Source organism: Lysobacter sp. MMG2 (genome assembly GCF_016735495.2).
Lineage (GTDB): Bacteria > Pseudomonadota > Gammaproteobacteria > Xanthomonadales > Xanthomonadaceae > Lysobacter_J.
In genome coordinates this window covers 409,423-428,576 of the sequence record NZ_JAERQY020000001.1, presented here as the reverse complement: position 1 = coordinate 428,576, position 19,154 = coordinate 409,423, and the positions used below count along the sequence as shown (strand labels likewise).

General features: G+C 69.3%; 19 protein-coding genes. 11 read left to right on the top strand and 8 right to left on the bottom strand.

Annotation, left to right across the window (positions count from 1 at the left end; translation table 11 throughout):
* Window positions 1-63: 63 nt before the first annotated feature.
* The 6 genes from JI752_RS01875 to JI752_RS01850 form a co-directional block, all read right to left on the bottom strand.
* On the bottom strand, window positions 64-1,302 hold the full coding sequence (locus tag JI752_RS01875) for a DUF4010 domain-containing protein (RefSeq protein ID WP_216958409.1): 1,239 nt from the start codon (window positions 1,300-1,302) through the stop codon (window positions 64-66).
* 435 nt (window positions 1,303-1,737) lie between these two features.
* Window positions 1,738-2,211, bottom strand: a complete 474-nt coding sequence (locus JI752_RS01870; RefSeq protein ID WP_216958407.1) for a GNAT family N-acetyltransferase — start codon at window positions 2,209-2,211, stop codon at window positions 1,738-1,740.
* Window positions 2,192-2,707, bottom strand: coding sequence for a transcription elongation factor GreB (greB, locus tag JI752_RS01865; RefSeq protein ID WP_216958405.1), 516 nt, complete (start codon window positions 2,705-2,707; stop codon window positions 2,192-2,194). The genes JI752_RS01870 and greB overlap by 20 nt, the downstream gene beginning before the upstream one ends.
* A gap of 73 nt (window positions 2,708-2,780) precedes the next feature.
* Complete coding sequence (locus JI752_RS01860; RefSeq protein ID WP_216958403.1) at window positions 2,781-3,206, bottom strand: hypothetical protein; 426 nt, start codon at window positions 3,204-3,206, stop codon at window positions 2,781-2,783.
* Between the two features lie 184 nt (window positions 3,207-3,390).
* Window positions 3,391-3,891, bottom strand: coding sequence for a copper resistance protein NlpE (locus JI752_RS01855; RefSeq protein ID WP_216958401.1), 501 nt, complete (start codon window positions 3,889-3,891; stop codon window positions 3,391-3,393).
* Between the two features lie 134 nt (window positions 3,892-4,025).
* Window positions 4,026-5,552, bottom strand: a complete 1,527-nt coding sequence (locus tag JI752_RS01850) for a helicase HerA-like domain-containing protein (protein WP_216958399.1) — start codon at window positions 5,550-5,552, stop codon at window positions 4,026-4,028.
* Between the two features lie 185 nt (window positions 5,553-5,737).
* On the opposite strand from JI752_RS01850, the gene JI752_RS01845 reads away from it, so the two are divergent.
* Genes JI752_RS01845 through JI752_RS01835 form a run of 3 tightly spaced genes read left to right on the top strand, consistent with a single transcriptional unit; the run spans window position 5,738 to window position 8,642 of the window.
* Complete coding sequence (locus JI752_RS01845) at window positions 5,738-7,285, top strand: transglycosylase SLT domain-containing protein (protein WP_216958397.1); 1,548 nt, start codon at window positions 5,738-5,740, stop codon at window positions 7,283-7,285.
* Between the two features lie 56 nt (window positions 7,286-7,341).
* Complete coding sequence (locus JI752_RS01840; protein ID WP_216958395.1) at window positions 7,342-7,998, top strand: hypothetical protein; 657 nt, start codon at window positions 7,342-7,344, stop codon at window positions 7,996-7,998.
* Window positions 7,974-8,642, top strand: coding sequence for a lysoplasmalogenase (locus JI752_RS01835; RefSeq protein WP_216958393.1), 669 nt, complete (start codon window positions 7,974-7,976; stop codon window positions 8,640-8,642). The genes JI752_RS01840 and JI752_RS01835 overlap by 25 nt, the downstream gene beginning before the upstream one ends.
* Window positions 8,643-8,806: 164 nt before the next feature.
* Here the strand turns inward: JI752_RS01835 and asd are convergent, their stop codons facing one another.
* Entirely contained in the window at window positions 8,807-9,652 is an 846-nt protein-coding gene (asd, locus tag JI752_RS01830) for an archaetidylserine decarboxylase (RefSeq protein ID WP_216958391.1), read from the bottom strand.
* Between the two features lie 69 nt (window positions 9,653-9,721).
* The gene (locus JI752_RS01825) at window positions 9,722-10,369 is read right to left on the bottom strand and encodes an SCO family protein (RefSeq protein WP_216958389.1); all 648 of its coding nucleotides are present in this window, start codon (window positions 10,367-10,369) and stop codon (window positions 9,722-9,724) included.
* Between the two features lie 89 nt (window positions 10,370-10,458).
* Here JI752_RS01825 and prmB point away from each other — a divergent pair, with 89 nt between their 5' ends.
* The 8 genes from prmB (at window position 10,459) to JI752_RS01785 (ending at window position 19,152) form a co-directional block, all read left to right on the top strand.
* On the top strand, window positions 10,459-11,403 hold the full coding sequence (prmB, locus tag JI752_RS01820; protein WP_216958387.1) for a 50S ribosomal protein L3 N(5)-glutamine methyltransferase: 945 nt from the start codon (window positions 10,459-10,461) through the stop codon (window positions 11,401-11,403).
* Between the two features lie 333 nt (window positions 11,404-11,736).
* The gene (gene aroC, locus JI752_RS01815; protein WP_216958386.1) at window positions 11,737-12,834 is read left to right on the top strand and encodes a chorismate synthase; all 1,098 of its coding nucleotides are present in this window, start codon (window positions 11,737-11,739) and stop codon (window positions 12,832-12,834) included.
* On the top strand, window positions 12,834-13,838 hold the full coding sequence (locus JI752_RS01810; protein ID WP_216958384.1) for a D-glycerate dehydrogenase: 1,005 nt from the start codon (window positions 12,834-12,836) through the stop codon (window positions 13,836-13,838). The genes aroC and JI752_RS01810 overlap by 1 nt, the downstream gene beginning before the upstream one ends.
* A 159-nt stretch (window positions 13,839-13,997) precedes the next feature.
* The gene (locus JI752_RS01805) at window positions 13,998-14,357 is read left to right on the top strand and encodes an NIPSNAP family protein (protein WP_216958382.1); all 360 of its coding nucleotides are present in this window, start codon (window positions 13,998-14,000) and stop codon (window positions 14,355-14,357) included.
* A 72-nt stretch (window positions 14,358-14,429) separates the two neighbouring features.
* Window positions 14,430-15,455 carry an aspartate-semialdehyde dehydrogenase gene (locus tag JI752_RS01800; protein ID WP_216958380.1) on the top strand — a complete coding sequence of 342 codons (1,026 nt, stop codon included), beginning with the start codon at window positions 14,430-14,432 and terminating at the stop codon, window positions 15,453-15,455.
* 152 nt (window positions 15,456-15,607) lie between these two features.
* The gene (locus JI752_RS01795) at window positions 15,608-17,482 is read left to right on the top strand and encodes a FimV/HubP family polar landmark protein (protein WP_216958378.1); all 1,875 of its coding nucleotides are present in this window, start codon (window positions 15,608-15,610) and stop codon (window positions 17,480-17,482) included.
* Between the two features lie 225 nt (window positions 17,483-17,707).
* Window positions 17,708-18,511 (top strand): tRNA pseudouridine(38-40) synthase TruA, encoded by an 804-nt coding sequence (gene truA / locus JI752_RS01790; RefSeq protein ID WP_216961729.1) that lies wholly within the window; start codon window positions 17,708-17,710, stop codon window positions 18,509-18,511.
* Entirely contained in the window at window positions 18,508-19,152 is a 645-nt protein-coding gene (locus JI752_RS01785; protein WP_216958376.1) for a phosphoribosylanthranilate isomerase, read from the top strand. The genes truA and JI752_RS01785 overlap by 4 nt, the downstream gene beginning before the upstream one ends.
* Window positions 19,153-19,154: the final 2 nt, after the last annotated feature.

The window sequence follows — 19,154 nt, the reverse complement described above, 5'->3', positions numbered from 1 at the left end:
TCCGGGCTTGCGCGCAAGCGATCACGCGTTGCGCGCGGGACTTCGGACGTCGCCGCCGGGCCGTCAGGCCGTCGCCGTGACCAGCGCCGTCACGACGCCGCACGTCACCGCCATTCCCACCAGCCCCGCGCCCACCCAGAAGGCGTAGCGCCGGTTGCCGCTGGCGAAGGCGAGCACGGTTTTGGCGATCGCGCTGGAGGCCAGCAGCCCGGCGATGCCCCACTGCGCATGCGTCATCGTCAGCCCGCCGGCGGAGGACAACTGCGCGATGCTCGCCGCCGCCGCGTGCAGTTCCACCAGCGCCACCAGCACCGCCGTCGCCAGTGCGCCCATGTCGCCGAACACACTGCGCAGCCACGCCGACAGCACCAGCACCACGGCGATCATCAGGGCCAGCAACAGGCCGTGGCTGAGCTTGAACGCGCGCGCTTGCGGTTCGTGCGGCAGCGCCGGCGTTTCGGCCTGGCGGCGCAGGCCGATGGCGGCGGTGATCGCCAGCACGCCGGCGGCCGCGGCCAGCGGCCACGCACTGGCCCGCAGCAGCGCGGGCGCGGCGGTGGCGAGGATGCCGGTCAGCAGCAACAGTGAGGCGAGGTTGGCCAGCAAGGCCGCGGAGGCCGAAACACCGGTCAGCGCCGCTTCCTCGCGCGTGCGCTGGCCGAAGCCGGCGACCGCCGCCGTCGACGAGGCGAAACCGGAGAAGAAGCCCGCCACCGGCAATCCCCAGCGTGCACCGACCGCGCGCAGCGCGATGTGGCCGAGCATGCCGACCGCCATCACCAGCACGACCAGCTTCCACAGCTTCGAGGGCACCAGCACGCCCCACGGGTCGACGGGCTCGTCGGGCAGCATCGGCAGCACCACCAGCGCGGCGGCGGCGAGCAGCAACGCATCCTGCACTTCGCGTTCGCTGACGATGTCGCGCGCGAAGCGGTGCAGCGGCGACTTGGCGAACAGCAGCACCGCCGCGATCACCGCCAGGCCGGCGGCCAGCGAGCCCTCGGATTGCGCGAGCGCGGCGAGCATGGTGGTGACCAGCAGCGCCATTTCGCCGGTCATGCCGGGATCGGCGCCGCGCGTGCGCAGGTAGGCCGTCACCGCCAGCACGCCGACGGCCAGCGTCACCGCCACCAGCACCGCCACGCCGAGCATCGTCGCCACCGCCGCGGCGAGCGCGACCATCGCGTGCGTGCGGATGCCCGCGACGGCGGGGCCTTCGCCGTGGCGGCGCTCGCGCACCACGCCGATCAGCAGGCCGATGGCGAGTGCGGTGAGCAGGCCCTGGAGCTGGTCGTGGTCCATGCGGGTGGGGAATTGGTGGGGCGTACACGCTACAACACCGACGGCGTTGTTCCCGCGAAAGCGGGACGGTTGGGGCGCTGCAAAACGTCATTCCAGCGAAAGCGGGAATCCAGTGCCTTTGCTCCGGCTATCCGGTATGAGCGCCTGATGAGGGCGTTGTCGCGTCTGCCGAGCTTGGGTGAAAGCGTGGAAAGTCGCTGGAGAGTGCCGCCGTGCGGCGGCCCAAAAGCCCCGCTTTCGCGGGAATGACGAGCAAAGGATCGCGTCTGCCGAGTCTGGGTGAAAGCGTGGAAAGTCGCTGGATTCCCGCTTTCGCGGGAATGACGGGCAAGGGGTCGTGTCTGCCGTGCTTGGGTGGAAGCGTGGAACGTCCATGGAGAGTGCCGCCGTGCGGCGGCCCAAAAGCCCCGCCTTCGCGGGAATGACGGGCAACGGTCAGCGCGGAACCCAGCGCATCGGCACGAAGCGAATCCCGCGATCGTGTTGTTCCGGCGCCGCGGGTTCGAAGCCCAGCTTGCGGTAGACAGGCACCGCGAGCAGCGAGGCGTTGACCGTGACCGGCGCGTCCGGATCGGCGGCGACGCGCACCGCGTCCCACAGCGCACGCGCGACGCCGCGCCGCTGCGCCTTCTCGGCGACGAACAGGTAGTACAGGTGCGAAGGCAAACGCAGGGCGACGACGCCGACGATGCGCCCGTCGCGTTCGGCGACGACGTGGCGATGGCCCTCGCGCAGCCGCTCTTCGATGCGCTGCGTCGCCATCGAATCGAGCAGCCGCGCGATCCCGTCCTCGTCGCAATCCGGGGCGATCCAGCGCCGTGTCAGCGCGCTCACCAGTGTGCTGATCGCCGCAGCGTCGGCGATCGTGGCCTCGCGCAGGACGATGCCGTCAGCCGTCCCGGCCGTCATCGTAGGAAACTTCGACGATCACGAACCGCGCCGCGCCGCCCGGCAGCATCGCCTCGAACTCGTCGTCCAGGCGCTTTTTCAGCATCGCGCGCGCCAGCGGCGAATCGATGCTGATCCAGCCGGCCTTGGCGTCGGTCTCGTCGGGGCCGACGATGCGGTAGCGCTGCGATTCGCCGCTGGCGACGTCCTCGATCTCCACGCGCGCGCCGAAGAACACCGCTACCGGATCGCTGGGCACGGTGTCCACCACGCGCAGCGCGGGCACGCGCTTGCTCAGGTAGCGCACGCGGCGGTCGATCTCGCCGAGCTGCTTCTTGCGGTAGGTGTATTCGGCGTTCTCGGAGCGGTCGCCTTCGGCGGCGGCCGCGGCGAGGGCCGCGACCACTTCCGGGCGTTTCACGCGCCACAGCTCGTCCAGCTCGGCCTTCAGCCGGTCGTGGCCGGAACGGGTGATCAACGCGGTGCTTTTTTCGCCAGGGGGGCGCCAGCGGGACATGCGATTGCGGCGAAGCACGCCGTTGACTGCAATGGGACGCCGTTATCTCAGAGTCGCCGCTGGCGCTCAAGCGCTACGGCTTGCCCGCCGCGTCGATGAGCTGCGACGCCGTCATCGGGCCGGCCGCCAGCGTGTCGGTGTGCCAGGCCATTACCTGGCGGAACTCCAGCGAGGCAGCAGGACCGACCTTCAGCCCGCGCTTGCGCTCCAGCGCGTCGACCTTGTCGGACGTGGCATCGTCCAGGTTGGGGCCGATGACGAGGAAGTCCCAGCTGTCGCCGCTGATGTGCGCGTACCACTGTTGCGCCGGAATCCCGGCCTCGCGCGCAACCGCTTCGCGTGCAGCCATCCACTTGAGAAAATCGAGCTGCTTGCCCGGTGCGGGCCGGTAGATGGACACGACGGCACGGGGCGGGTCCTGCGCGAACGCGGGTGCGGCGAAGCTCAGGCTCGCCGTGCAGGCCAGGACGGCGGCGAACAGACGGGGTGCATGGGACATGGCGGCTCTCCAGCGCCTTGAAGGCGCGTCGGCCGGATCGGGGGCGTGTCGACGCCTCCGGCCGCGATGTCGACACGCTGCACCCAGGCCCCCGTCCTGAAGCACGCAGGGAACAACGCACCGGGCCGCCGGCAGCGGTCACGCGGCGCGGCGCCCCGACGGGCGGCGCGCCGCACCCGATGCGTTACTGCGCGGCGCCTTCGCGCTTCAGGTTGTACGGCAGCGCGCTCTCGATCGGCTTGCCTTCCACGTCGAGCTGGCGGATCTCGTCGTGCGAGAGGATCGCGAACAGGCGGTCGTTGTCGCTCTTGCTGTTCGGGTCCAGGCGAAGGCGCTGGTTGTTCTCTTCGGCGGTCCAGGTGCCGTCGCCTTTCAGTTCCGGCGCCGAACGTTCCTGGTACGACTCGGTGATCGTGTAGGTGCCGTCGGCGGCCAGCACGATGCGCGTGTCGATGCCGGGGCAGTCGGCGCAGGGCAGGGTGCCGGTGAAGGTACCGGCGAAGGCCTTCACGTCGAACGGCGCGCTTTGCGCCGAGGGCTGGGCATCGGCGGCGGGCGCGGGTGCGGCGGCTTCCGGCTGCGCTGCGGGAGGGTCCGCAGGCGCCTGCGGCTTGCATGCGGACAGCGAGAGTGCACACAGCAGCGCACATGCGAGCGCTACAAACTTCGAACGGGATTCATGCATGACGAACTCCTTGCGTTGGCAGGACGGAGGAGAGCCCCCTTGGTGAGGGCGCCCCGGCAGGGCGGGGATTGGAAGTGCGTACGAGGCCCGCGGTTCGCGCAACAAATCGTGGGGATCCGGCGCGAAGCGCAGGATCAGCGCTTTCCGCCGAAGATGCTGCCCAACAGCCCGCGAACGATCTGTTGACCGATGCGGTTGCCGACGGTGCGCGCGGTCTGCTTGGCCATCGTCTCGACCATGCCCTGGCGGCGCTTGGTGCCGAACACGGCGTCCTTCACCGACTGGCCGAAGCCGCTGTCTTCGGCTTCGTCCTGCTCGCGCGTGCGTGCGGGCGGCGCCTTGGCGTTCTGCGTGGCGACCTGCGCCCGCGTGGCCAGTTTCTCGGCGGCCGATTCGCGATCCACGCGTTCGTCGTACTTGTGCCCGACCGGGCTGGTGCTACGCACCTGCGCGCGTTCGGCCTCGGTGATAGCGCCCATGCGGCAGCGCGGCGGCGCGATCAGCGTCTTCTCCACCGGCATCGGCACGCCCTTGTCCTGCAGCGTGGAGACCAGCGCTTCGCCGGTGCCGAGCTGCGAGATCGTTTTCGCCACGTCCAGCGCGGGATTGGGCACGAAGGTTTCCGCCGCCGTCTTCACCGCCTTCTGATCGCGCGGCGTGAACGCACGCAGCGCGTGCTGCACGCGATTGCCGAGCTGGCCGAGGATCTCGTCGGGCACGTCGTCGGGGAACTGCGAGCAGAAGTACACGCCCACGCCCTTGGAGCGGATCAGTCGCACCACCTGCTCCACGCGTTGTTGCAGCGCCGGCGGCGCGTCGTCGAACAGCAGGTGCGCTTCGTCGAAGACGAACACGAGCTTGGGCTTGTCCAGGTCGCCCACTTCCGGCAGCGTCTCGAACAGCTCCGACAGCAGCCACAGCAGGAAGCTGGAATACAGGCGCGGCTTCAGCACCAGTTGCTCGGAGGCAAGGATGTTGACCACGCCGCGCCCGTCGGGCGTGGTGCGCATGAGGTCGGTGAGTTCCAGCGCGGGCTCGCCGAAGAACATCTCGCCGCCGTCCTGCTCCAGGCGCAGCAGCGAACGCTGGATCGCGCCGATCGATTGCGCGCTGACCAGGCCGTAGCTGGTGGAAATGTCCTTGCGTTCCTCGGCGACCAGGCCGAGCAGGGCACGCAGGTCTTCCAGGTCGAGCAGGAGCAGGCCGCGGTCGTCGGCGAGCTTGAAGACGATGTCGAGCACGCCGGATTGCGTGTCGTTGAGTTCCAGCACGCGCGACAAAAGTGTCGGGCCCATCTCGCTCACGGTGGTGCGCACCGGATGGCCGAGTTTGCCGAACAGGTCCCAGAAGACCGTCGGGTTGGCTTCGTGCGTGTAGCCGGCCAGGCCGATCTCGGTCACGCGCGACTGCAGCTTCTCGTTGTCCGTGCCGGCCACCGCCAGCCCGGCCACGTCGCCCTTCACATCGGCCAGGAACACCGGCACGCCCAGGCGCGAGAAGCCTTCCGCCAGCGTCATCAGCGTCACCGTCTTGCCGGTGCCCGTGGCCCCGGCGACCAGGCCGTGGCGGTTGCCGAACTTGGGTTGCAGGACGACATGGCCCTGGGTTTCGGGCAGCGATTGCGGCGTGGTGACAGCCTTGCCAAGCAGGATGGGGTCCATGGACGGATCTCGGGGGAGTTGCGGCGATTCTAGGGGGCGTCGTGCGCGGCCGTGTTCATGTTGCGACTCCGGGCGTGTTTCTGCCGTTCATGCAAACGGGCCATGCAAATTCGGACCTTTCCGGCTTGTCGCGCTTGCTCGCACCCGGATACCCTGCGCTGCCCCCGTCCACGTTGTCGCAGTCCATGCCCGTACTCCGTTCTTCCGCCGCGCTGCTGGCGCTTGGCCTGCTCGTCCTGATGCCGCAGGCCCATGCGCTCTCCAAGCGCGACCAGGCTGCCGTCGATGCCCTCAACCAGCGCATGCAGGCGGCGGAGACGCGCTACCGCCAGGGCCTGGTGAAGATCGGCAACGCCGATCCGGCCGGCCGCACCGAAGTGGACGCCGCGCTGGAGGACATGGAAGACGTGATGGCCGCCTGCGTGAAGCAGAAGGGCTGTTCGCCCACGACGATGCTCACCGCCTACAAGCGGCTGTTGAAGCAGAACGCCGACCTCGCCTCCGGCGATGAAGTGCCCGAGGACAACGACGACGAAGGCGCCGGCAGCTTCACCGCCGACGTGCCCGAAGCCGCGCGCGCCGCCGCGCTGCTCAGCGCCGACGGCCAGCAGTTCGTGAAGATGGTGCAGTACAACCCGGCGGTGCAGGCAGGCATCCGCCGCTGGCTCACCGACATGCGCCCGTCGCTGATCGACAGCTTCGAGAACTACCAATACCTGCGCCAGACGATGTGGCCGCAGTTCCAGCGCGCCGGGCTGCCGGAGGCGCTGCTGTTCGGCGTGATGGCGAAGGAATCCAACGGCCGCGTGCATTCCACCTCGCGCGCGGGCGCGGCGGGACCGATGCAGTTCATGTACGCCACCGGCCGCCGCTTCGGGCTGGGCGAAGACGGCTCGGGCTTCGACACGCGCTACGACGCGCGCGCCTCCGCCGCGGCCGCCGCGGAGTATTTCAACGAACGCCTGGGCACGCTCAACCGCAGCATCGAGCTGTCGCTTGCCGCCTACAACGGCGGCGAGGGCCGCGCGCAGCGCGTGTTCAACACCACCGGCGGTCGCAATTTCTGGGACGAGTCGGTCTACAACCAGTTCCCGGCCGAAACCCGCGACTACGTGCCGATGGTGATCGCCGCGGCGTGGTTGTTCCTGCATCCGAAGGAATACGGCCTGACGATGCCCAAGGTCGACGCGCGCCCGGCGTCGCTGCGCCTGTCCAAGCCCAGTTCGATCTACGAGCTGACCATCTGCCTGGGCAACGGCGGCACGCGCGAGGGCTACATGCGCGCGCTGCGCAACCTCAACCCGCGCTACCAGGCGGACCAGTACCTGCCGACCGGCACCATGCTGGCCGCGACGAGCAAGATCGTCGGCCTGTACGGCCGCTACTGCATGCAGGGCCAGCGCGCCGAGCTGGCACACACGCTGGTGCTGAGCGATGCGTCCTCCGCGATCGTGCGCACCGGGCCGGTGACGCCGGTGTCGGACGACACCGTGTACGAGGCCGAAAGCGCCGGTACGGGCTCGGCGGGCGCGATCGCCGCGCCGAAGCCGGCCAAGCCCGCCAAGCCGTCCAAGCCCTCCACCTACACCGTAAAGCGCGGCGAGACGCTGACCGCCATCGCGCAGAAGTTCCAGTGCGACACCGGCGATCTGGCGAAGGCGAACAAGCTCAAGGCGCCGCGTTTCGCGATCAAGCCCGGGCAGAAGCTCAAGCTCAACGGCTGCGACGGTTGAGTCGCGCGCCCTGACGGTCCATGCTCGGCCCACCACAGGGATGGAGGGGGTGGGGCATGCTCTGGCAGAAGATCGTCGGTCTGTTCCGGCGGGGTGACGCGCGGGCGGCGCAGGCCGCTCACGGTGCACTCCCGCTGGAAGAACAACTGGAAGAACTGCGCAGCTACATCGTCCGCGACCTGCGTGGCGGTTACGTCGAACCCGACACCATCGTCGACAACGCATTGGAAGTGCTGGAGATGCAGTCGCACGGTGAGGATGTCCTGCGCGCGCATGCGCGGCGCATCCTCGAGGAAGAGATCGCCAGCTACCGTGCGCAGGCCGCGGACTGGCCGCAGGTGACCGATCACGACCGCCTCGAACACGCCTTCGCCACGCTGGAATCGCAGGGCGTGGTATGCCGGCAGAACTTCACCTGCTGCGGCACCTGCGGCGTGGCGGAGATCGGCGACGAAATGGCGGCGACCCGCGACCGCGGCAGTCCCGTGCACGGTTACGCCTTCTTCCACATGCAGGACACCGAGCACGCCGTCGACGGCTACGGGCTGTGTCTCAACTACGGGGCGGTCGAAGAGGGCGAAGCGGCGGCGTTGTCCGTGGCCCGCACGATCGTCGACGCCTTGCGCACCGCCGGCCTGCCGGTGGACTGGAACGGCGATTGGGGCAAGCGCATCCAGGTGCCGCTGCAATGGCAACGACGGCTCGCGCTGTGACGCGCGCGCCGATCGCGCTGGCGGCGGCCGTCGCCGTCAGCGCGCTGCTGGCGATCGCCGGTGCCTACGCGCCGGCGATGCCGTGGCTGCACTGGATCTTCAAGCCGCTGACGACGCTGCTGATCGCCTGGTCGGTGTGGCGCATGGCCTCGTCGCTGCCGCGTTATCGCGCATGGCTGCTCGCGGGGCTGGCGCTGTCGACGCTCGGCGATGTGTTCCTGATGCTGCCGATGGATGCCTTCGTGCCTGGGCTGGCGAGTTTCCTGCTGGCCCACCTGGCGTACCTGCTGGCCTTGCGCCAGCGCGAACGCTGGTTCGCCTCCGCATGGCCGTTCGCGCTGTATGCGGTGGTCGCAGGCTTGGTGCTCAGCCAGCTGTGGCCGACGCTGCCGGGCGAACTACGGGTTCCGGTCGTGGTGTACGTGGTCGTGCTGGCGGCGATGGCGGCGCAGGCGCTGGCCGTGTGGGTGCGGCGGCGCGATGCGGCAAGCCTGTTCGGCGCGTGGGGCGGGGCGTGCTTCGTGCTCTCCGACGCGCTGCTGGCGTGGGACCGTTTCGTTGCGCCGTTCGCGGCGGCAGCGTTCGCGGTGCTGGCGAGCTATTGGCTGGCGCAGTGGGGGCTGGCGCGGTCGATGCCGCGATGAGCGATCCGTAAAGATGGGGTCCTTCTCTCCTTGAGGGAGAAGGTGGCGCAAAGTGTCGGAAGAGGGAAGCGCGCGGAGCCCGTGCTTCTGCGGCGCGCCTCCCTCTCCCTGGCCGCCTTCGGCGGCCTGTCCCTCTCCCGCAAGGGGAGAGGGAAGGTAGATGCTCAGCCGATCCGCGTAGCCAGCTTCTGCCCCAGACGCACCGGCGATTCGGCATGCAGCGACGGATCCAGCGTCGCCACGCCGGCCGGCAGCAGCACGATCACGGTCGAGCCGTAGTTGAACCGCGCCATCTCGGCGAAGCGGTCGATCGTGATGTTTTCCGCACGCCAGTCCTTGCGGTTGATGCGGTCGCCGTAGGCGGGAATTTCCTCGCCGCTCCACACCGTTTCCACGCCCGAGACGAGCAGCGCGCCGACCATCACGCAGGCCATCGGGCCGAAGTCGGTGTCGAAGTGGCACACCAGCCGCTCGTTGCGTGCGAACAGGCGCGGCACGTTCGCCACGGCCGCGGTGCCCACGCTGAACAAGCGGCCCGGCACATGCACGGTTTCGCGCAGGCGGCCGGTCCAGGGCATGTGCACGCGGTGGTAGTCGCGCGGCGACAGATACACCGTCGCGAACAGGCCGTTGTTGAACGGCGCGGCGTCGGCTTCGTCGCCCAGCAGTTCGGCGGCGGTGAACGACTGGCCCTTGGCCTGGAAGATGCGGCCGTTCTCGATCGGCCCGCACTGGCTGACGTGGCCGTCGGCGGGCATCACCAGCGAGCGCGGATCGGCGTCGGCGATGCGCGCGCCGGGTTTCAGCGCGCGGGTGAAGAACGCATTGAACGTGGGGTACCTGGTCGGATCCGATTGCGCGGCTTCGCCCAGGTTCACGCCGAAGCGGCGCGTCACCGTGTCGATCAGCCATTGCTTCAGGCGCGGGTTGTCGGAATAGGCGAGCGAGCGCGCCATCGACGACAGCAGGCGGTGCGGCAGGACGTAGGTGAGGGCGGTGACGAGGCTCATGTCGTTATCGGATTCGGGCGCACGCACGCGCGGAAGCGGAAGGCGCGTCGGCCTTGCGCGAGAGTAGGGTTACTTCGGCGAGGCCTGTGTCAACGCGATCATGTCCGCAGCGATGGCAGCTGGATCGAACGGCGGCTGCACGATGCCGGCCATGCGGCCCTGCGGATCGAGCACGGCCATCGAAGCGCTGTGGTCGACGCTGTACTGGTCGGCGCGAGCGCCTTCCGGCGCCGGCACCTTGGCGAACACCATGCTCAGCGACTTGGCGAAGCTCTCCAGCGCCGGGATGTCGGCGGTGGCGGCGATGGTGTCGCGATGGAAGGCGTGGGCGTATTCGCCGATGCGGTCGGGCGTGTCGCGCTCGGGGTCGACGGAGACGAACAGCACGCGCGGTCGCGTGGCCTCCGGCAGCGCGGCCCACTGCTTCTGCGCCTTGGCCATTTCGGCCAGGGTGGTCGGGCAGACGTCCGGGCAATGCGTGAAGCCCAGGAAGACCAGCGTCCAGTGGCCCTTGAGCTCGCCCGGGATCAGCGGCGTGCCGTCGGACTGGCGCAGCGTGAAGGCCGGCAGCGTGCGGGCGGGCTCGAACAGGCGCACGGCGCGGGTCGCCGGCAGCGAGGACTGCATGGACGGGCCGAAGAAGTGCTGGGCAGCCCACAGGCCCAGGGCCGCGGCCAGGGCGGCAATCAGGATGTAGACCGTGGTGCGGTTGAACATGGCGGCTCTGTGTCGGGCTCGGAGCGGGAGCGCGGGCATGATACCGGGCCGGGGCCCGTATAATGTCGCCCCCTCTGCAAGGCCTCGCCATGACCGGCTCCGCGACCCCCAGCCCCGTCCAGTTCGAGCAGGTCTCGATCATCGACCTGATCCGCTACGGCGGCAGCCGCTTCAACGAGGCCGGCCTGACCTTCGGCCACAGCTACGACAACGCCCTGGACGAGGCGACGCAGCTGGTCCTGCACGCGCTGCACCTGCCGCACGACCTGAGCCCCGTCTACGGCGCCTCGCGCGTGACCGCGGCCGAGCAGGCCAAGGTGCTGGCGCTGTTCGAGCGCCGCATCGCCGAGCGCATCCCGGCCGCCTACCTGACCGGCGAGGCCTGGTTCGCCGGCCTGAGCTTCAAGAGCGACCGCCGCGCCCTGGTGCCGCGTTCGCCGATCGCCGAACTCATTCCGCACGGCTACGAGCCGTGGCTGGGCGGCCGCGAGATCGAACGCGTGCTTGACCTGTGCACCGGTTCGGGCTGCATCGCCATCGCCACCGCGCACTACCACCCGCACTGGCAGGTGGACGGCGTGGACATCAACGACGAAGCGCTCTCGCTCGCCGCGGAAAACAAGGAACGCCTGCACGCCGGCAACGTCACGCTGCGCAAGTCGGACCTGTTCAACCAGCTGCAGGGCCAGGTGTATGACCTCATCGTCACCAACCCGCCGTACGTCACCAACGACGAGACCGACGCGCTGCCGCAGGAGTACGCGCACGAGCCCGAACTGGGCCTGCGTGCCGGCGACGACGGCCTGGACCTGGCGCTGAAGATCCTGCGCGACGCGCCCGATCACCTGAGCGAGAACGGCCTGCTGATCTGCGAAGTCGGCGAGGCGGAGAACGCGCTGGTCGAACTGCTGCCGGAGCTGCCCATGGCGTGGGTGGAGTTCAAGGTCGGGCAGATGGGCATCTTCGTGGTGGAGCGTGCGGATCTGGTGGAGCATCACGCGCGGATCAAGGAGCTGGCGGACGCGCGGGCGTAACAGATGCGCGGGTGTAACGCCGGAGCCGTCATCCCGGCGTAGGCCGGGACCCAGGCCATCACCGTCGCACGCACCTCACCGTCATCCCAGCGAAAGCTGGGATCCATCTTGCCTTTGACGTGCGCGCCTTACCCTTAGAAGCAAAATGGATCCCAGCTTTCGCTGGGATGACGATCTTCCGCGATCCGCTACGCAATCGGCCTAGGTCCCGGCGCTTCGACAAGCTCAGGACAGGCCTTCGCCGTGATGACGGTTTTTCGAGTGCACCGGCTGGTTCCAGCAGCAACCAAACGAGGTTGCTAAAGTGAATGCCCGCACCCGACGGGCCTTCATGTGTCCAGCAACAGCTTCGGCAAACTCCTCACTGTCACCACCTTCGGCGAAAGCCATGGCCCGGCCATCGGCTGCGTGGTCGACGGCTGTCCGCCGGGCATCGCGATCGCGCCGGACGACTTCCGTCACGATCTCGAGCGCCGCGCCACCGGCCGCACGCGCCACACCTCGCAGCGGCACGAGGCCGACGAGGTCGAGATCCTCAGCGGCGTCTTTGAGGGCCTCACCACCGGCACACCCATCGCGCTGCTGATCCGCAACACCGACCAGCGCAGCAAGGACTACGCGAAGATCGCGCAGCAGTTCCGCCCCGGCCACGCCGACTACACCTACTGGCAGAAATACGGCATCCGCGACCCCCGCGGCGGTGGGCGTTCGTCCGCGCGCGAGACGACGATGCGCGTGGCCGCCGGCGTGATCGCGAAGAAGTGGCTGGCCGAGCGTTTCGACGTGCGCGTGCAGGGCTGGTTGTCGCAGATCGGCGAGATCGTGCCGCACGGTTTCGACCTGTCGGCGGTGGAGAACAACCCGTTCTTCTGGCCCGACACGCGCCAGGTGACGGAGCTGGAGCTGTACATGGACGCGTTGCGCAAGTCCGGCGATTCGGTCGGCGCGCGCGTGGACGTGATCGCTACGAATGTGCCGCCGGGTTGGGGCGAACCGATCTACGGCAAGCTCGACGGCGAACTGGCGTCGGCGCTGATGAGCATCAACGCCGTGAAGGGCGTGGAAATCGGCGACGGCTTCGGCGTCGTGTCGCAGAAGGGAAGCGAACACCGCGACCAGATGACGCCGCAGGGATTCGCCAGCAATCACGCCGGCGGCATCCTCGGCGGCATCAGCACGGGGCAGCCGCTGCGCTGCTCGGTCGCGTTCAAGCCGACCTCCAGCCTGCGCCTGCCGATCGACAGCCTGGACACCGACGGCAACGTCGCCGAAGTCGTCACCACCGGACGCCACGACCCGTGCGTGGGCATCCGCGCCACGCCCATCTGCGAGGCGATGGTCGCGCTGGTGCTGATGGACCAGGCGCTGCGTCATCGCGCGCAGTGCGGCGACGTCGGCGAGGTGACGCCGCGCATTCCCGCGCAGCTCTGATGGCCGAAACCCGCCCGCGCGTCTGGGTCTCGCAACCGCTGTTCGCCGACATCGTCGGGCGGCTGCGCGAACACTTCGACGTGATCGAAACGGCGCAGGTCGGCAAGCATCCGTCTGAAGAGATCGCCGCTGCGCTCGCCACCTGCGACGGCGCGCTGGTCACGCTCAACGATCCCATCGGGGCGGCGGAAGTGGCGAACGCGCCGCGCCTGCGCGCCATCGCCAACGTCGGCGTGGGCTACAACAACCTCGACGTGCCGGCGCTGACGGCGGCGGGCATCCTCGTCACCAACACGCCCGACGTGCTGACCGAAACCACGGCCGATTTCGGCTTCGCGCTGATGATGGCCGCCGCGCGCCGTATCACCGAATCCGAACGCTGGCTGCGCGACGGCCAATGGCGGCAGTGGAGCTTCGAGACGATGCTCGGCGGCGATGTGCACGGCGCGACGCTCGGCATTCTCGGCATGGGCCGGATCGGGCAGGGCATCGCGCGACGCGCGGCGGGTTTCCGCATGCGCGTGCTGTACCACAACCGTTCGCGCCTGCCGGCCGAAGTCGAACGCGAATGCAACGCCGCGTATGTCGATTTCGACGCGCTCATCGCACAGGCCGACCACCTCATCCTGGTGCTGCCGTACTCGCCGGCCGTGCACCACATCGTCGACGCGGCGGCGATCGCGAAGATGAAACCGACCGCGACGCTGACCAACATCGCGCGCGGCGGCATCGTCGACGAGGACGCGCTGGCCGATGCGCTGGAACACGGACGCCTCGCCGCCGCCGGCCTGGACGTCTACGAAGGCGAGCCGGCGATCAACCCGCGCCTGCTCGCGCTGCGCAACGTCGTGCTCACGCCGCACATCGCCAGCGGCAGCCTCGCCACGCGCCGGGCGATGGTGGCGCTGGCGGTCGAGAACCTGATCGCCGCGCTTGGTCATGGCCCCCGCGCAGGCGATCCGCCGACGCCGGTGAATGCCCGAAAACCGGGCGCGTCGAAGTAGCGACGCACCCGTAGCCCGGGTAAGGCCGAAGGCCGCACCGGGGGCCACGCTGCCACCGCCGCCACACGTTGTCTTCGCCGCACCGTCGGATAATGCGGACACGCCGCCGACACCCCGGTGCGCTCCGCTTACCCGGGCTACCAATTCACGGATTCCGCCATGCAGCGCCTGATCCAGATCCGCACCTACCAGCTCGCGCCCGGCACGCTGCTGACCTTCCACCGCGCATTCGTCGAGGCCGCCGTGCCGCTGTTGCGCGCCGCCGGCCACGACGTGGTCAGCTTCGGGCCGTCGCTCCACAAGGAAGATGCCTACTACCTGATTCGCGCCTACGACGATCTGGCCGATCTGAACGCCCGGCAGGATGCCTTCTATGGATCGCCGGAATGGCGAAAAGGTCCCCGCGAGACGGTGCTCGCGGTGATCCAGCAGTACCTGGATGCGGTACTGTGGCTGTCTCCGGATGCCATCAACGACCTGCGACGCCGTAACACCGGCGACGCGGGCCCGGCTGGCTGAGTCCGTCCGTGTCAACGCAACACCCGCCGGAATGGTTCCGGCGGACCTCCTCCAACCACGAAGAAGGAACCAATGAACGCCAAGAACTCCTGCAATGTAGCCATCGTCGGTGCAACCGGCGCCGTCGGCGAAGCGATGCTGCGCATCCTCGTCGAGCGGAAATTCCCCATTGGCACCTTGCACCTGCTGGCCAGCGAGCGTTCGGCCGGCGAGAAAATCGAGTTCGGCGCGAAAAAAATCGTGGTGGAGGACCTGGCGACGTTCGACCCGAGCGGCATCGACATCGCGCTGTTCTCCGCCGGCGGCAGCGTGTCGAAGGAATACGCGCCCAAGTTCGCCGCGGCCGGCGCGGTGGTGATCGACAACTCCTCGGCCTTCCGTTACGACGCCGATGTGCCGCTGGTCGTGTCGGAAGTGAACCCCGAGCAGGTGGGCAACCGCCCGCGCGGCATCATCGCCAACCCGAACTGCTCGACCATGCAGATGCTCGTCGCGCTGGCGCCGATCCATCGCAAGGTCGGCATCGAGCGCATCAACGTGGCGACGTACCAGTCGGTGTCGGGCGGTGGACGTTCGGCGCTGGAGGAGCTGGGCCGGCAGACCGCCGCGCTGCTGAGCTTCCAGGAGCCCAACCCGGAGCGCTTCCCGGTGCAGATCGCCTTCAATCTGATCCCGCACATCGACGAGTTCCAGGACAACGGCTACACCAAGGAAGAAATGAAGTTGGTGTGGGAGACGCGCAAGATCCTGGGCGACGACAGCATCCAGGTGAATCCCACCGCGGTGCGCGTGCCGGTGTTCTTCGGCCACTCCGAGGCGGTGAACGTGGAGACGCGCGAGAAGATCAGCGCGGCGGATGTGCGCAAGCTGCTGGAAACCGCGCCGGGCGTGGAAGTGGTGGACGAGCCCAAGGCCGGCGGGTATCCCACGCCGGTGACGCACGCTTCGGGCAACGACCCGGTGTACGTCGGCCGCATCCGCGACGACTTCTCGCACCCGCGCGCGGTGAACCTGTGGATCGTCTCGGACAACATCCGCAAGGGCGCCGCCCTGAACGCGGTCCAGCTGGCCGAACTGGTCCTGGCCGAGCGCGGCTGACCCCGCCGCAAGGCCCCATCCGCCGCCGAAGTCGCATTCGGCGGCGGTTTTCGTTGCTCCGTCCCCCGGCGAGGGCTTAGAGTCGCGCCGGGGAAGGGCAGGGATCCGAAGTGAAACAACAAGTTGCCAAACAAAGCTCCGCCAGACGCTACATGCGCACCGCGCTGGGGCTGGCCTTGGCCGTGGCCAGTGGCGCCGCTTCGGCGCTGGGGTTGGGGCAGATCGAGGTCAAGTCACGGCTGGGGCAACCGTTCCTGGCCGAAATCCCGATCATCTCCAACGACCCCGCCGAGCTGGAGAACCTGCAGGCCGAGCTCGCCTCGCCGATGGTCTTCGCCCGCGTCGGCCTGCAACCGCCGATGGGGCTGGTCGCGCAGTTGCAGTTCACCTCGGCGCTGGATGCGGCTGGTCGGCCGGTCATCCGCGTCACCACCGAACAACCCGTCAGTGAGCCGCTGCTGACCTTCCTGGTGTCGGTCGACTGGGGCCAGGGCCGTCTGGTGCGCGAGTACGCCGCGCTGGTCGATGCCCCGCGCACGGTGTCCGCACCGCTGCAGCCGGCGATCCAAGAGACCGTCGTTTCCGAACCCAACACCATCGAGCGCCCGGCCGAAACCGCCGCGGTGCCCGCGCCGCCCGAGCAGACGCCCGAGGAAGCGCTCGCCAATGCCGTGGCGCGCGAGGAGAACACCTCGGCCGAAGCCGACGCGAACGCCAGCGACATCCCCGCCGCGCCGCAGCCCGAGCCGCAGCCGCAGGTGGCCGTCGCCACGCCGCCGCGTGCGCCGGTGCCGGACGTCGCACGCGAACTGTCGGGCGATTACACCGTCCGCCGCGGCGACACGCTGTCGGACATCGCCGGCCGCATGCCGGGCGAGGTCAGCCTGGATCAGGCGATGATCGCGCTGCTGCGCGCCAATCCCGACGCCTTCATCGACGGCAACATCAACCGCCTCAAGGCCGGCGCCGTGCTCGACATGCCGGCCGGCGACGAGCTGGCCAGCGTCGACGCAGGCGAAGCGCGCCGTCTGGTCGCCACGCAGGTGCAGCAGTGGCGTAATGCGCGCCGCGCGGTGCCGCAGCCGGCGTTGGAAGGAGCCGTCGCCTCGGCGGCCAGTGCAGCGCCCGCCGCTGCCGCGGCCTCCAACAACAATGCAACGGCGGGTGGCGCGGCAACGGCCGATGCCCGTCTGGAAATCGTTCCGCCGGACGCCTCGCGCGCGACCCAGGCGGGCACCCAGTCCGGCATCGAGTCCGGTGGTGAGGGCGACATGCTTCGACAGGAACTGCAGACGAGCCAGGAGACGGTCGCCGCGCGCGACGCCGAGGTTCGTGAACTCAAGAGCCGCATCGCCGAGCTGGAGCAGCTGCAGCAGAAGCAGCAGCAACTGGTGGCGATGAAGGACAGCGAGCTGGCCGCCGCGCAGCAGCGCCTGGCCAAGAGCAATGCCGACACGCAGGCCGCGCAGACCGGCTCCGCGCTGCCGTGGGCCATCGGCGGCGGCGCGCTGCTGCTGGCGCTGCTGGGCGGCTGGTGGTGGGGACGCAGGCCGACCAAGCCGGTGTTCCGTGCGCCGTCGGAAGGCGCGGCGGCGACGCCGTCCATCTCCGATGCGTTCGCGCCGGGGGGCGATTTGGAAATGCGCGAGGTCGAGACCTTCGACGAACGCGAGCCGGTGCTCGAGCCCGAACCTGTCATCGAGCGCGCCGCGGAGTCTCCCGCGCGCGCCGAACCCGCCTTCGAACTGACGCCGCAGCCGGCACTGCAGGCCCGTCCGACGGCTCCGCCGACGCCGTCCGCCCCGATCGCGCCGGCCTGGCACGTCGCCGCCAGCGGCAACGGCCGCCGCGGTCACGTCGAGCCGACGCTGGCGACGCAGCCGGGCCAGGAGCGCCTGGAACTCGCCCGCGCCTACATCGACCTGGGCGACCGCGAGAGCGCGCGCCAGCTGCTGAGCGAAGTCGTCATCAACGGCGACCTGGCCGCGCGCCAGACCGCGTCGAGGATGCTGCAGGACCTCGGCTGAGCATGAGGTTTTGAGCCCCTCTCCCCGCGGGAGAGGGGTTGGGGTGAGGGCCAACGAAGCGGCGACGACACACATCGCCGCATTCGCACCGCGCCGGTTTTCTTCAGAACGCGATTTGCCTTCGCACACCCCGCGAAGCACGATGCCGCACGACCCCCGATTCCGGGCAGCGCCGGAACGCACATCTTTCCCGTGAACACTCCTGCCGAATCCTCCATAGCCGACATCGCCCCCACCAACCGTTTCGCGCTCGGCGTGGAGTACGACGGCACCGGCTTCAGCGGCTGGCAGCGCCTGAGCAAGCACGGCGAGCCCGAGCGCGAAGGCGAGCAGACGCTGCAGGCTGCCCTCGAAGAAGCGATTTCCTTCGTCGCCGGACATCCCGTGGAAACCATCTGCGCCGGGCGCACCGACGCCGGCGTGCACGCCTCCTGCCAGGTGGTGCATTTCGACAGCCACGCCGCGCGCGATCCGCGCAGCTGGATGCTCGGCGTCACCAGTCGCCTGCCGCCGCAGATCGCGGTGCGCTGGTGCCGGCCGGTGGCGTCGGATTTCCACGCGCGCTTCTCCGCCCGGGCGCGCCGCTACCGCTACCGCATCCTCAACCGCCCGGTGCGCGCCGCGCTCGGTCGTCCGTACCTGAGCTGGGAGCGCCGCCCGCTCGACGCCGACGCCATGCACCGTGCCGCGCAGGCCCTGCTGGGCGAAAACGACTTCTCCTCCTTCCGCACCGTGCATTGCCAGTCGCCGCACGCATGGCGCGAACTGCAGGACATCCGCGTGACGCGCGACGGCGAAGTGGTCGAAGTCGAAGTGCAGGCCAACGCTTTCCTGCACCACATGGTGCGCAACATCGTCGGCAGCCTGCTGATGGTGGGCAGCGGCGAGAAACCCGAGCACTGGATCGCGGACCTGCTGCAGGTGCGCGACCGCACCGTCGCCGGACCGACGGCGCCGCCGACCGGGCTGGTGTTCCTCGGCCCGCGCTATCCGGCGCAGTGGAACCTGCCGGCCGAGGTGACGCTGTGAACCGCGCGCCGCTGCGCACGCGCATCAAGTTCTGCGGGATGACGCGCGCGGACGATGTCGCGCTGGCGTGCATGCTCGGCGTGGATGCCGTTGGACTCGTCTTCGCGCAGCGCAGTTCGCGGCGGCTGGAGATTGAACAGGCCCGCGCGCTGCGTGCGCAGGCGTTGCCGCTGGTGGAGGTCGTCGCGTTGTTCATGGGCAACGAGGCCGCGCTGGTCCGGCGCGTGATCGACGAAGTACGCCCGACGCTGCTCCAGTTCCACGGCGACGAAAACGACGCGTTTTGTCGGGACTTCGGCGTGCCATATCTCAAGGCGGTCGCGATGGGCGGCGATGCCGACGTGGCTGCGTTGTCGCGTCATCCCGGCGCGGTCGGCCTGCTGCTGGACAGCCACGCGAAGGGCGGGGCGGGCGGAACCGGCCACCGCTTCGACTGGTCGCGCATTCCGGATGATCTGGACCGGCCGTTCCTGCTTGCCGGCGGCCTGCATCCGGACAACGTGTTCGACGCCGTGCGTGCGGTGCGGCCGTGGGGCGTGGATGTCTCCAGCGGCATCGAGTCCGCGCCGGGCGAGAAGGACGGCGCGAAGATGCGGCGGTTCGTCGAGGAAGTCGCTCGCGCCGACGCGGCGGCCCGGTAGGC

Coding starts and splice junctions, on each gene's coding strand:
- JI752_RS01855 (WP_216958401.1), bottom strand. CDS start 3,891: ATGCATGAATCCCGTTCGAAGTTTGTAGCGCTCGCATGTGCGCTGCTG.
- JI752_RS01845 (WP_216958397.1), top strand. CDS start 5,738: ATGCCCGTACTCCGTTCTTCCGCCGCGCTGCTGGCGCTTGGCCTGCTC.
- prmB (WP_216958387.1), top strand. CDS start 10,459: ATGACCGGCTCCGCGACCCCCAGCCCCGTCCAGTTCGAGCAGGTCTCG.
- JI752_RS01870 (WP_216958407.1), bottom strand. CDS start 2,211: ATGACGGCCGGGACGGCTGACGGCATCGTCCTGCGCGAGGCCACGATC.
- JI752_RS01835 (WP_216958393.1), top strand. CDS start 7,974: ATGGCAACGACGGCTCGCGCTGTGACGCGCGCGCCGATCGCGCTGGCG.
- JI752_RS01850 (WP_216958399.1), bottom strand. CDS start 5,552: ATGGACCCCATCCTGCTTGGCAAGGCTGTCACCACGCCGCAATCGCTG.
- JI752_RS01875 (WP_216958409.1), bottom strand. CDS start 1,302: ATGGACCACGACCAGCTCCAGGGCCTGCTCACCGCACTCGCCATCGGC.
- JI752_RS01825 (WP_216958389.1), bottom strand. CDS start 10,369: ATGTTCAACCGCACCACGGTCTACATCCTGATTGCCGCCCTGGCCGCG.
- asd (WP_216958391.1), bottom strand. CDS start 9,652: ATGAGCCTCGTCACCGCCCTCACCTACGTCCTGCCGCACCGCCTGCTG.
- JI752_RS01795 (WP_216958378.1), top strand. CDS start 15,608: ATGCGCACCGCGCTGGGGCTGGCCTTGGCCGTGGCCAGTGGCGCCGCT.
- JI752_RS01800 (WP_216958380.1), top strand. CDS start 14,430: ATGAACGCCAAGAACTCCTGCAATGTAGCCATCGTCGGTGCAACCGGC.
- JI752_RS01860 (WP_216958403.1), bottom strand. CDS start 3,206: ATGTCCCATGCACCCCGTCTGTTCGCCGCCGTCCTGGCCTGCACGGCG.
- JI752_RS01840 (WP_216958395.1), top strand. CDS start 7,342: ATGCTCTGGCAGAAGATCGTCGGTCTGTTCCGGCGGGGTGACGCGCGG.
- greB (WP_216958405.1), bottom strand. CDS start 2,707: ATGTCCCGCTGGCGCCCCCCTGGCGAAAAAAGCACCGCGTTGATCACC.
- JI752_RS01805 (WP_216958382.1), top strand. CDS start 13,998: ATGCAGCGCCTGATCCAGATCCGCACCTACCAGCTCGCGCCCGGCACG.
- JI752_RS01810 (WP_216958384.1), top strand. CDS start 12,834: ATGGCCGAAACCCGCCCGCGCGTCTGGGTCTCGCAACCGCTGTTCGCC.